This is a genomic window from Dyadobacter sp. UC 10 (assembly GCF_008369915.1).
Taxonomy (GTDB): domain Bacteria; phylum Bacteroidota; class Bacteroidia; order Cytophagales; family Spirosomataceae; genus Dyadobacter.
Map to the genome: position 1 here is coordinate 741,040 of NZ_VSRN01000001.1, position 13,051 is coordinate 754,090.

The 13,051-nt window shown below is 46.8% G+C and carries 9 protein-coding genes; 3 read left to right on the plus strand and 6 right to left on the minus strand.

Annotation, left to right across the window (positions count from 1 at the left end; translation table 11 throughout):
• Positions 1-47 precede the first annotated feature (47 nt).
• Positions 48-1,775 (minus strand): serine hydrolase, encoded by a 1,728-nt coding sequence (locus FXO21_RS02740; protein ID WP_149638661.1) that lies wholly within the window; start codon positions 1,773-1,775, stop codon positions 48-50.
• A 151-nt stretch (positions 1,776-1,926) separates the two neighbouring features.
• Between FXO21_RS02740 and FXO21_RS02745 the strand changes: the two genes are divergently transcribed.
• A complete protein-coding gene (locus FXO21_RS02745; protein ID WP_149638662.1) occupies positions 1,927-4,155 on the plus strand; it encodes a S41 family peptidase in 2,229 nt (742 codons plus the stop codon).
• Between the two features lie 65 nt (positions 4,156-4,220).
• On the opposite strand, the gene FXO21_RS02750 is transcribed toward FXO21_RS02745, so the two are convergent.
• The 4 genes from FXO21_RS02750 to FXO21_RS02765 form a co-directional block, all read right to left on the minus strand.
• Complete coding sequence (locus FXO21_RS02750) at positions 4,221-6,797, minus strand: glycoside hydrolase family 95 protein (RefSeq protein WP_149638663.1); 2,577 nt, start codon at positions 6,795-6,797, stop codon at positions 4,221-4,223.
• An 81-nt stretch (positions 6,798-6,878) separates the two neighbouring features.
• Positions 6,879-7,757: an SDR family oxidoreductase gene (locus FXO21_RS02755; protein ID WP_149638664.1), complete on the minus strand. Its 879-nt coding sequence runs from the start codon at positions 7,755-7,757 to the stop codon at positions 6,879-6,881.
• A 92-nt stretch (positions 7,758-7,849) separates the two neighbouring features.
• Positions 7,850-8,341, minus strand: a complete 492-nt coding sequence (locus FXO21_RS02760; RefSeq protein WP_149638665.1) for a hypothetical protein — start codon at positions 8,339-8,341, stop codon at positions 7,850-7,852.
• A complete protein-coding gene (locus FXO21_RS02765) occupies positions 8,334-10,733 on the minus strand; it encodes an RHS repeat domain-containing protein (protein WP_149638666.1) in 2,400 nt (799 codons plus the stop codon). The genes FXO21_RS02760 and FXO21_RS02765 overlap by 8 nt, the downstream gene beginning before the upstream one ends.
• A gap of 84 nt (positions 10,734-10,817) precedes the next feature.
• Here FXO21_RS02765 and FXO21_RS02770 point away from each other — a divergent pair, with 84 nt between their 5' ends.
• Both FXO21_RS02770 and FXO21_RS02775 read left to right on the plus strand, forming a co-directional pair.
• Complete coding sequence (locus FXO21_RS02770; protein ID WP_149638667.1) at positions 10,818-11,336, plus strand: helix-turn-helix domain-containing protein; 519 nt, start codon at positions 10,818-10,820, stop codon at positions 11,334-11,336.
• A 41-nt stretch (positions 11,337-11,377) separates the two neighbouring features.
• Entirely contained in the window at positions 11,378-12,175 is a 798-nt protein-coding gene (locus FXO21_RS02775; RefSeq protein WP_229245209.1) for an IS3 family transposase, read from the plus strand.
• 26 nt (positions 12,176-12,201) lie between these two features.
• On the opposite strand, the gene FXO21_RS02780 is transcribed toward FXO21_RS02775, so the two are convergent.
• Entirely contained in the window at positions 12,202-13,041 is an 840-nt protein-coding gene (locus FXO21_RS02780) for a DUF6443 domain-containing protein (RefSeq protein ID WP_149638669.1), read from the minus strand.
• Positions 13,042-13,051: the final 10 nt, after the last annotated feature.

Sequence of the window (13,051 nt, forward strand, 5' to 3'; positions counted from 1 at the left end):
TATTAAAACTGCTTCAAAGCGGCTTTCATGCACTTTGAAGCAGTTTTTCATTTTCCGGAGGCTTTTAATTTTTCAGCGAAATCCTCAGGTAACTTTTGAAAACGCAGGTTAATGACCCGGCCATTTGTCATTTTCATTCCGGTAATGCTGCCTGATTCGTCCCTTACCATATCGATCTGCTGGACCCACCACCAGGGAGCCTGCAGACGATCTTTACTCACAACCCTCAAATCCGCTTCCCCGTGATGAACATGTACCAGTTTGAGTGTATCTCCTTTTAACTTAATGTGGTAAAATGTTTCAAGCTCCGGGCTATAATATCTTCCTACAAACTGTTCGCGGGAAACCGTTTCCGGAGCTCGCGACTCCACGCGGGTAGCGGGGTGATTTCCATTCTGATGCAGCGTAATGCGAGTCACCTGACCTTGTTTTGGCCGGTGAAAAGTAACCGAAGCGTCCACTACTTTCAGAAAAAAGGTTGAATCGGAGGAAGGAAACATTGGAAACCATGGCTGCCCGGTACCCTGGGTTAAATATTTATCGCCCTCTTTTTTAAAAGTCATCACGAAATCGGGCGCTTCCGTCAATGCATAAGAACCGGCATATTGGTTGAATAATGCGGAGTCAAATTTGACCTCTGTTTTTGAAACAACCGCACCCTTATCAGCAGCCTTTTCTTGCTTAATGAACGGAGCAAGATATAGGCTTGCGACCGCAAATGCCTTTTGTGGCGGGTTAAATTCTGCCTGGTTACTCAATACGATAAATCCGTAATCTTCTTTTGGAAAGTAGGATAAATGCGCCCGAAAGCCGGCATCAGCGCCATCGTGGCCATAGTAATCCAGTCCTTTATACTTGCCATGGATTAGTCCCGAAGCATAAGGTAATGTATCGCCCTTTGTTAGCCTGCCCCGTTCCAGCATTTGTTTCATTGTAGCTCTTGTCCCTACCTGTGGCGAACTGAAATTGTTGATCCACAATGCCAGATCATTAACGGTTGTAAATAAGCTGGTCGCACCTACATTTCCGTAGCTCAGTATGCTTTTGCTGAACATCGTCGGCCCGAAAGTGCCGGGGGTACGGTGAAAAGAATAGGCCCGGCCTTTCACGATCTTTTCCTGGTTGTCGTAAAACTGGGTATTCTTCATGCCCAGCTGTTTGAAAACGTTGCGCTCCATCCAATAGTCAAAAGGTTGTTTGGTAACCCGGCTTACAACTTCCGCCAGCAGCGTGTAGCCCGTATTACAATAGGCGTAAGCTGAACCCGGCTCAAAATTCAGGTCTTTCTGGCGGGTGACGAGATTGAAAACATGTTGCCTGGTGATCACATCGTCGAGCTGCCAGCCTGCCATCGCCAGCAAATTCCATTGATCGCGCAAGCCGCTGGTGTGGTGGATGAGGTGTCGGATCGTAATCGTTTTTCCAAAGTCGGGCACTTCCGGGATATGCTTGCGGATATCGTCGTCGAGCGACAACTTTCCTTGCTCTGCAAGGAGTACAATGGCAAAATCAGTAAACTGCTTCGAAACCGAAGCGACATGAAAAATAGTCTCAGGTGTGATCTTTGCGCCCGTTTCGAGATCGGCTTCTCCAAAACCTTTGGCATAGATGAGCTTACCTTTATGAACAACCCCAACGGCCGCGCCCGGCATACCCGGCTTATTCCATTCGGCAAAAACAGAATCTATTTTTGCCGACGGCACGGGACTTTGCGCCAGAACAGAAATCTGGTATATAGACAGAATCAAAGCACAGAGTGGTAAGTGTAATTTCATTGCAGCGAGTAAGTCTTGATTTTGAGCGTATTGGGCTGATAAAGTACGAATTTACCAAACTTGTTCTCTTATGTCCAGTGTTAAATATTAAAAGGTGATTTGGTATAACAATAGCCCGGCAGGCTTTATAAATCAAACCACGGTGACTTCCATGAAAAAAAATTTAATCGTCCTCACATTCCTCTGCCTCCCTTTTCTCTCCGCAGCCCAGGAACAACCGGCCGCAACCGATTTCAATCTCGACTTTGAGAAAAAAACGCCCGGACAAACCCTGCCCGATAAATGGATTCAGTGGGGAACGGGTTATCAGCTTTTTACTGACAGCACGGAGAAGCACAACGGCAAAAACGCAGTGCTGATAAAAGCGCCGTCTCCTATCCCGCCAGGCAAGTTCGGTTGTGTTGCAACCACTATACCGGCAGCTTATTCAGGTAAAGAAATCGAGCTGAGGGGTTATCTGAAATTCAAAGATGTAACGAGCGGCTGGGTAGGATTGGTGATGCAGATCGACGGAAATACCGGCACACTGCAACTGAATAATATGCAAAAAGAAGGCATTCGAGGGACGGCGGACTGGAAAGAATACCACATCAAACTGCCATACCCCCGCAGTGCCGCGAAAATACATGTAGGCGCGCTGACTACCGGGCCAGGTGAACTGTGGGTGGATGATCTGGAATTATTGATTGACGGTAAGCCATTTTACGAAGCACCTGCCAAACAACCGTTTGCGGCTGAGCTCGATAAGGAGTTTGACAAAGGCTCCAATATCGTCATCGATAACTTGACCCCGGCACTCGTTGCGGATTTGTCCGATCTGGGCAAATTATGGGGCTTTCTCAAATATTATCATCCGGCTGTAAAACACGGCAATCATAACTGGGATTACGCGCTTTTCAGGATTTTGCCCCAACTGACAAATGCAAAATCAAAAGTTGCAAAAGAGAAGGCTTTATATCAATGGATCAAAAAACTGGGGCCTGTCCAACCAGGTACTGCACAGCCGGATATAGCAGACGCAAAATTAAAACCTACGCTGGAATGGCTCTCGAATCCTTCGATTGGAAAAGAACTGCGGGCTTTGCTCGATACGATTAAAAATGCACAAAAAACAGACGAAAGCTATTATATCGGACAGTATCCGGGAGTCGGAAACCCTGAATTCAAGAATGAACACCCCTACCCGCAAATGCAGTATTCCGACTCAGGTTACAGGCTGCTTGGCTTGTACCGGTACTGGAATATGATCGAATATTTTTTCCCTTATAAATACCTGATCAAAGAAGACTGGCAGGCAGTTTTGACTGAATTTATACCCAAATTCATCAAGGCAACCGACGAAACTTCTTACAAACTGGCAGCACTCGAACTGATCGGCAAAGTGCAGGACACACATGCTAATGTGTATAATCAACAGGGGGCGCTTAACAGGTATTTTGGGGAGAAATACGCCCCGGCGCAGCTTACTTTTATCGAAAACAAGCCGGTAGTGACGGACTATTACAATGCGGCGCTTGGTGAAAAATCGGGACTAAAAATCGGGGATATTGTTGAAAAGATCAATGGAAAAACGATTGCGCAACTGATTAAGGAAAAACTGCCCTACTCACCGGCGTCCAACTATCCCACCCAGCTCAGAGTACTGGCCTCCAACCTGTTACGAACCAATGACTCTACCATTTCTGTAAGCATCAGGCGGAACGATAAGGTTCAGGATCTTACCGTCCCGGCATTTGGCACAAACCAGGTCAATATCTACGCGAATTACAATAAGACGGACACCTGTTTTAAAATGATCAACCCGGATATTGCCTATTTGTATCCCGGAAAATGGAAAAACGCTTACATGTCAAAACTCACTCCTGAGATCTCCAAAAGCAAAGGTCTTATTATTGATATGAGGTGCTACCCTTCTGATTTCATGGTTTTTAGCTTTGGACCATATCTGCTCCCTGAGGCAAAACCTTTCGTTAAATTCACAATAGGAAGCATTCAATCTCCCGGAATATTCACTTTTACCCCAAACCTGAGCATCGGTAGGTCCAACCCGGAATATTACAAAGGGAAAATCATCCTGATCATCAACGAAAACACCCAAAGTCAGGCGGAATATACTTCAATGACATTCAAAACCGCCCCGAATATCACTGTAATCGGTAGTACCACTGCCGGGGCAGACGGAAACCTTTCGGCCATTGTTCTCCCCGGAAATATCCGCACCGGCATCAGCGGGGTCGGCATTTATTACCCCGACGGAAAAGAGACCCAGCAAGTAGGAATTGTGCCGGATCTGGAAGTAAAACCCACTATTCAAGGCATTACAGCAGGGAAAGACGAATTGCTCGACAAAGCGGTGATGTTGCTTTCTGAGAGTAAATAGCTAATTTGCACATCAACAAAAAAGCACCGGAAGTACGATCCGGTGCTTTTTTGTAAGTCAAACGATCAGTTTGCAGGCGTTACCACATAGGTTTTGCCTGCTTCGGTCTGAAAATCTTTCAGGACACCTACGGGAAGTTTCTCTACTGCCCCTGTTCGGTTTTTTTCGGGATTGATAAAAGAAAACAATGCGTTCGGGTTTGCATTGGAAGCTGTTTTCGCCGCTGCACCTTTTACTATGGTTTCTTCGTTCGTCCTGATCCTGCAATTTCCGCCCAGCGCCGATTTCACAGTCGCGGTTTTTAACTTACCACCTGCCCATTCCATATCTATTTCAAAACCGCCCCTTGCTTTTAAACCGGTAATTTTACCGTCGGGCCAGGCTTTCGGCAATGCGGGCAAAAGATGTATTTCACCGGCGTGACTCTGCACAAGCATTTCGGCAATTCCAGCAGTACCTCCAAAATTTCCATCGATCTGAAACGGAGGGCAGGCGTCGAACATATTGGGGTACAAGCCTCCTTTTCCCTGCAAAGCCGGGTCGTTTTCCTTGACCAGTGTGATCAGGTTGGTAAGCAAAGTATGTGCTTTGTCACCATTGAGCAGGCGCGCGTGGATATTAATCTTCCAGCCCATTGCCCAACCCGTTCCCGAATCGCCGCGGCGCTCCATGGATTTGGCGACGGCCGCATTCAGGGTTGGATTGGTAAACCGGTTGATCTGGTTCGAGGGATGCAAAGCGTACAAATGTGAAATGTGGCGATGCTCTTTTTCCCCATCCTCAAAATCAAACTGCCACTCCTGCAACTGCCCGTATTTACCAATCTGGTAAGGCAGCAATTTTTCCTGCTTTGTTTTAATTTCATCGTAAAGCTTCTGGTCCTGAATACCCAAAAGATCCGAGGCTTCAATAAACCGGGCAAAAGATTCGCGGATCAGCGCCATATCCATCGTCGGGCCTGGGCTCATCGTCGATTTTCCGTCTTCATATTTAAACTGGTGCTCCGGGGAATGTCCAACCGGCGTCACCAGGTATCCGTCTTTATTGGGGACCAGCCAGTCTTTGTAAAATAATACAACACCTTTCAACAGCGGATAAACGTCGTTTTTCAAAAATTTCTTATCTCCGTGAAACAGGTACCGCTCCCAGTAGTGGCTTGTGAGCCAGCCTTGCGCCATGGGCCAGAAAGAGCAGTTACAAAGGTCGATCGGCTCGGTGTGACGCCAGATATCCGTATTATGATGTACCACCCAGCCCTGATTTCCGTACATGGAGCGGGCGGTTTTGGAACCATTGACAGACAGTTCTTTGATAGCCGTTAAAAATGGTTCATGGCATTCCGATAAATTAGTCAGCTCGGCCGGCCAGTAATTCATTTCAGCATTAATATTGACAGTGTACCCCCCATTCCAAGGCGGAATGATCTTGTCGTTCCAGATTCCCTGTAAGTTCAGCGGCTGCCCTCCCGGCCGCGAGCCTGCTATCATCAGGTACCTGCCGAACTGATAAAATAAACCCGTCAGCGGCTGGTCTTTCCCATTTGAAAATGCTGCAATCCGCTGATCGGTCGGCAGTTTGGATTGTTCATTCGCAGTACCGATCTGGATTTGCGATCTATTGAAAAGCTTTTGATAATCAGCTATATGCGCCTTTCGAAGTGCGTCGAAGTTTTTGTTCTGAACTGCTGACAGGTGTTTTTGTGTCAATACTGCTGGGTTTACACCCTCCGTGGCCGGACTGCTATCAAATCCATTGTAACTCGTGGCACAAGCCAGTAAAACCACTACTTCGGAAGCATCCGAAATGGTAATCTTATCCCCCGAATAAGTCACTTTTCCACCTTTATGGGTCGTCTGAATACGTGCCTCGAAGCCCATTCCCCAGCCATTCGCATCATCTCCATACAAAATCTGCGAGGCGTCCGGCAGCAGTTTTCCGTCCTTTCCATATACTTCGGGATATTTATACATATCGCCCGCCTTTTCCACTTGCTTGAAAGACCGGCGCAATACAAAGCCAGGTGCCTTGCCCGACATGACCAGCTGATTATTTTTAGTAGATATTTTAGCCAACGGTGTGTGTAAAGTAGACAAATGCAGTTCCCCATTCAGCTTTTCTTTCCCACTGGCTGTCAGCCTGATCACGATCACGCGGTCAGGGTTACTGGCAAAAAATTCGCGTTTGAATGCGGAACCATTTACCTCGTATTCGACCTGAGAAGTTGCGGTCGCGAGATCGAGCGAGCGGCGATAGTTTGTTGCTTTTCCGTCGTGTTTCAATTGTATTTTCAAATCGCCCAGCGGCTGGTAATCCTGGTGGTTCCGCCCCAGCCACTCCGCAGCAACCAGACTTTCCGCCTCTTTGTATTTGCCTATTTTAAAAAGCGAATCCACTTTTCTGAAATCCTTGCGCACATCGAGCGATGTAAATGTACCTTTCGGGTCGCCGGAATAAAGCGTGACTTCATTGAGCTGCAAATGCTCCTCTTCCGCCCCGCCAAAAATCATCGCTCCCATATGCCCGTTGCCCACAGGCAGCGCCTCTGTCCACACCTCAGCCGGCTTTTCGTACCAGAGCTGAAGATCTTGCGCGGAGATTGAATTAACGGTTAAAACGCTGATCAGCAGCAGGAAAACTCTCATGATGAAGTAATATAGGTTATAAATACAAATCAGCCTGACCGACTACACGACAGGCTGATTATATGACTGCATTTTTAACATTTAACCCGCATTCACCTCGCTATTTCTTAAAATTTGCGCGAGATACGCTTCGGCGGTCAGCCGTTTTTTGCCCAGCAGTTTTTCCAGTTGAGGACTCACCAATGCAAACTCTCCGGCCTTGATACTATCACCCATATTGAGATAAAAGACAGCCTCCTCTTCCGGCAGACCGGCATTGATCAGCTCTTCTTTCAAAATCTCTTGCGGTACATCCGTATAGGCACATGAAATTTTCTTGTTCTTTTCAAGGAGTGCTGCCACATCGGCAAATGTGAATGCTTTTTCACCCGTGACTTCGTAAACGCGATTCCCTGCCTCCGGTTGCAGGAGCACATTGCTGATCCCCTCGGCAATATCAATCCGGGACACAAAGCTGATAGCACCGTTTCCAGCCGAAAAGTAGATCTGCCCGTCTTCCATGGCGCTTCCGATAAAAAGCGGGATCGTTTCCATATACATACTGTTTCTGAAAACAGAATATCGCATTCCTGCCTCCCTGATCGTCTTTTCCGTGCGAACACAAGTTTGTCCTCCCCAAAAGACAGGGCTTTCGGACGGATTCAATGTACTGGTGTAAACAATATGCCCTACACCCTGTCGCACTGCTGCTGCAACTACATTCTGCTCTTCTCTGATCGCCTGCTCCCCATAGTTTGCAGAAGACACTTGTAAAAGCTGCTCAACGCCCCGAAATGCAGTATCCAAACTTTCCGGATCATTATAATCCGCCTTCCTGATTTGAATGCCTGTTCCGGCAAAGTCCGTCAGTTTCTGCGGATCGCGCACAACTGCTACGATATTCGCTGCCTGCGTTTTTTGTAATAAGAAGGAAAGTACCGCCTTTCCCAGATTTCCACTTGCTCCTGTGATCGCTATCATGGTTTTTCGTTTTTTTCTTCAAAACTAGTAGCGAGGGATGGTGGGAAATAGAACGAAACCGACAGGGGGGGCTTTTAAATACAAATGGTCAATTAGGTATTAAAGGAATCAAAATTTGTCCACCTTCTTCCACCGATTTCCATATCATAAAAATACAGATCATTCTCGGCGTAAAAATCAATTATTAGTCGGTTATTCAAGTCCTCAGAATACAAAACTATCAGCCCTGAATGTTCATCTTGATATGAAAATTCCGGATTAAATTGACGAATGTCGTTAACTGAAGCGATCCCACAAAACTCTGTATATCCGAGGCTTATAAACACTTTCGACGAGTCATTTTTTTCAATTGCCAGACAAAAGCGTTTCAAAGCGCTTTTATCCTGAAAAGGAATACGAAGAATTTTCTTTTCATTCCTGCCTAAATCCCTTTGCCTTATCCTTTCAGTAATTGCATCTGTTTCTTCTAATGTTAATATGTCAAAAACCGGTGAAATAAGCAGGCTACGTAGCTCAGATTCATATTCAGGCATCAACTCTTTTCCCTTATTTTTTCTGACCAAAAAATTTAATCGATTATTCATTGTAGTATGATTTAGATTTCTTTGGCACATTTTCAAGCTTTGGTCTTCCATAATGATTAGTCTGAACTTTTCCGTCCCTCTGTTTGATCTTACCAGCCTCCCAATGTGGTTTTCCCTGGTGAGTTCGATCCTTTGTCTGTTGTTGTACAGATTTAGTACCATAATTGTATTCCCGCCCCGATTGATTTTTAGATTGTGATTTGGGCTGACTACTAGTAGGTATCCCAGCTTCTCGCATTGCTTCCCTCCTGGCTGCTCTGGAAGAATGATGGGGATTTCCTTCACTTCCTTTCCTGCCTTCGATATTAACCCTTCCATTATCGTTCCTCAAATTTTCGACTGCTCTGGCACCAGTTGCCGAACCATGCAGAATGGCACCCGTTGATACCAACGCAACAGGCACTGCAAGCGGGGTTGCGAGGCCTGCGCTGCCAATCTCGCCAACAACTGCTGCCCCATCACCCACTATTCCAGCTGCCACTTCGGTAGCACCGATAACCAGAGCCGCATAGTGCCCGGCCGCTCTTCCGCTATTGTATGCCTTAATGTAGCCCGGAGTCGCTCTTATCGGCGCTTCGCCGGCAATATTTTCAGTCAATGCATTGCCAAACCCGGTAAAAAAATCTCCCAATCCACCACAGCATTCCGGAAATCTTCCATCAGGATCCGAGAAACGCATTGGATTATTGAAGGAGTAATGATACGGTGAAAACTCCAATTGTCCTTCCGTATCAGGATCCACCCCCATAAACCGCCCAATTCCCGGATCGTAAAAGCGCGCCTGCAAGTCGATATATCCGGTTCCAACCTGACTTTCGCGGCCGATAAACGTCAGGCGATTAATATCATTTCTTGCCGCTGGCGTCTGCACTGGGTCATTCCTGTCAATCTCCAATCCGAATGGATAGTAATCCGTCCGCTGCAGAATCCGGCCCATTTCATCAAACACAATCCGAACGTTTCCAAGGTGGTCTTTCAGAAAATAGTCAAACCGCAGACTGTCGCCGCGATGCACAACCTGGCCGCCCGTAACCGAAATCCGTTTGAGTGCATTACTCTGATCGTATTCAAAATCTCCTGCGTATTTAACCGTCAGTGTATCCGCTACATATTTATGTTTTCTACCAGATGCGTCGTAATCGTAACTGAATGTTTTCCCGCCAATAGCAACCGTCCTGGGCAGATCGAGGTAGTTATAGGCGAGCACAGCGCCCCGACTGCCGTCCCCGGTCATATTCCCGTTCGCGTCATAACTGTAGCCGCTCGCTCCGCTTTTCACGCCGGTATTATTTCCTGAGCCGTCGGTGACGCTGGAAATCCTGTTTCCGGTGCTGGCATATACCAGATTATCTACCGCAGTACCCGCCCGGATCAGCGTTTTAAAATTACCATTTTTGTCATAGGTGATTCCGGTTTCAGTCTCTTTGTAGCTGTAAAGGCCAGACGCCCCCAAAAGTCTGTTTGCACCATCATAACTTAAAGAAAGACCCTTTGTAAATGTATTTTCATCTTTTCCGCTCCATTGCATCTGGCTGATATTGCCATTGGTATAGTTGTTCCCGCTGGCATAAGCAAGGTTAACATTGTAGAAAACAGATTCAGGCACGTTGTCTTTGGCCTTGTAGGAGGTCTTGCTTTGTGTAAGCCAGCCACGAATGTTATTCGAATGGGTTGTCCTTCTCCGGAAATGGACTGCATTTTCAGAATGAAACCATTGCTGTTGCAACTGTCCGACCGTATTATAGCGCTGCGCGACCGTTACCGCCTCCCGTGATTTGTTTCCATTCACAATCTTTTCCTGGACACTCAGCAGGCGGTCGGCATGATCATATTCAAAAGTTTTTAAATGAACATTCGTACCTGATCCGGTGATCTGTTCCGTTTTTTCCTGGGCAACAACTGGTGCGAGATCGTATTTGTATTGCAGGGAAGTTCGCTCCAATGCACCCGCACCCAGGTCGTAGAGCTCGCGTACAGTTTGAACAATGCGGTATTCTGCATCAAAATAGACAGCACTGACGAGCCAGTTAGCCGCTCCGCCCAGCATTCTCGCACGGCTTCCGGTCTGCTGCCCTTTTGCGTTTGATAATGCAGTGGCGCCAAAAGTACTCGTGTATGCCAGCGCTGCGGGTTTAGGAAATGTATAATCGTCATAGTATAGTACCGTCAGCACATTCGCCTCTGCAACATTGGGCAGCGTATTCGCGAGGGTATATCCTAGTCCGCTTCCCTGCTTGTCTTCATGATGTGCCTGGCTTGCGTTCAAGTTCGCCTGCCAGGTAGTGCGGGCTAATGCGGAAGGTACTTCCCCGGTCATGGCAATACGGTTCAATGCGTCGTATTTGGTAAACTCCCACACACCCCGTGCCTGCTGCCCCGCGTCCTGTGTCAACGCCTGCCTGTCAAATTTGTCGTAAACGATATTGACAATTCTGCACTGCCCCCCAAAAGTTAGACACTTCTTGGGGGTATTTTTATGGGTAAAAACAGAAAACACAGTGCAGAGTTGAGGTTAGCGGTTGTAAAATCTTATTTAGGCGGAGGTGGTATTAATGAATTGGCCAGACGCTTTGGGATTACTAGGTCCTGTATACAGAAATGGGTGGGACACTATAAACAAGGCGGCGGTTCAAGTCTTTTGCCGCAATACGGGCGCGATTACACAATAGAATTTAAGCAACAAGTTGTGTTCGCTTATCAGAAACAGGGTTTATCTTTGAATGAGTGCTGCTTCAAATTTAAAATACCCAGTAAAAGTACTTTACATGTTTGGGTCCGGCAGTATGAGCAGTTTGGTATAGATGGTTTTAGCACGGCCCGTGGCAGGCCCAGGTCTATGAAAAACAAACCCAAGATCATAAAAACATACGGTCCATTGACCCGGTTAGAGCAGCTCGAAAACGAAAACCTGCGCCTGAGGGCAGAAAATGACTTGCTAAAAAAGTTGGATGCCTTAATCCGCCAGAAGGAAGCTGCGCAAAAGAAAAAGCGTTGACAATCCATGGGTTAAGGCAGAAATATCCGCTTGAATTGCTTTTGGAGCTCTTTGAAATACCCAGGAGCAATTTCTACTACCATATTAAAAATAGCGCTCAGGCCAGCAAGTATAAGGAGGCGAAAAAGCAGATCAGGCAAGTTTACGATCGGCATAAGGGAAGGTTCGGCTACCGTCGCATCACAATGATGATCAGGAAGATGGGCAGCGAGCTCAACCATAAAACGGTCTTAAAGCTGATGAAGTCCATGGGCCTGAAATCGTTGATCCGTCTCAAAAGGTACCGCTCTTACAAAGGCCAGACAGGCAGGGTTGCGCCCAATATTCTCAACAGGGATTTTAAATCTGAAAAACCATCACAGAAATGGGCGACGGATGTCTCCGAGTTCAGGGTGAAAGACAAAAAACTTTTTCTGTCTCCTATTATTGACCTGTTTAATGGAGAAATCATCAGTTACAACCTGTCCGAATCAGCTAATTTTAAGCAAGTAACACAAATGCTCGAAACGGCATTTAAAAAGATCAATAAGCCAGAAAATCTGGTACTGCATTCCGACCAGGGCTGGCAATACCAAATGAGTAAATATCAAAAAATACTTGAATCGAAGGGTATTATCCAAAGCATGTCCAGAAAAGGCAACTGCCTGGACAATGCGATTATTGAAAACTTTTTTGGCACCATTAAATCAGAGTTGTTCTACCTGAACAAATACCAAAGCACCGACCAGCTGAAAGAAGACATCAAGGAATATATCGACTACTACAACAACGACAGGATCAGGCTTAATTTAAATGGAATGAGCCCGGCACAATACCGGGCTCATCACACTAATCGTTAAATTATAAAACGTCCAACTTTTGGGGTTCAGTCCATTCCGGCTCCTGGCGTCTTTTTCGAGACTATCCGCCCGCGCTGGTCATATTCATACAGGAAAGCATAATCCGCCAAACTTGCATTATCCTGAAACATGGGCTGTAAAACTGCTCGCAACTGCCCGTAATCATCATACACATAATAAATAAACAAGCTCTCTCCAGCGGAAGCAATCACTTTTCTGCAAACGAGTCGCTCCTGTTTATCCCGGTATTCCGTTTCAACCTTGCCATTCTCATCCGTTTTCTGTGTACGCTCCAAAGCTCCTGCTGCATAACTTCCATTGGCGGCGACGGTTGAAAGCAGGTTGGCATTGCTCACATAATCATACCGTTTCACCTCGTTGGCCGCATTCGTTCCGTAAGCCAGGTTTGCAGTGGCACTTTTGTTTCCAGGCGACCGGGTTGAAAGCGGGCGAATAAGTGGCGACAGCTCAAAACCGGTTTCTATAAATGGCCTGCCAAGATCCGACGCATCCAGCCCGGCGGTGTTAGCAGTATAAAAAGCCGCCTGTCCTGCGTCCGCGCCTGTTTGAAATGCGCCACTGCCTGCGGCGGCGTAAGGCAGATATTGTTTCACCTGCCTCCCGAATTCGTTATAGGAAAACGGCTGCACCAAATCGGCTCCTGTCGGCGATTGGCCAACATTTACCCGCTGCTGCTGTCGCCCAAGCCCATCCACGTATTCGACCTGGACAGACACTTTGCTGATATCATTGGCATTGGCTCCGCTTTGCTTGTAATGTCGCGAGAGTATGTAATTTTTGTTTCCGGACTGCGCGACTGCATTGGCGGTCAGGAGGAGAAGTATAAATAACAATGCAGGTTTCATAGTGAGGTAT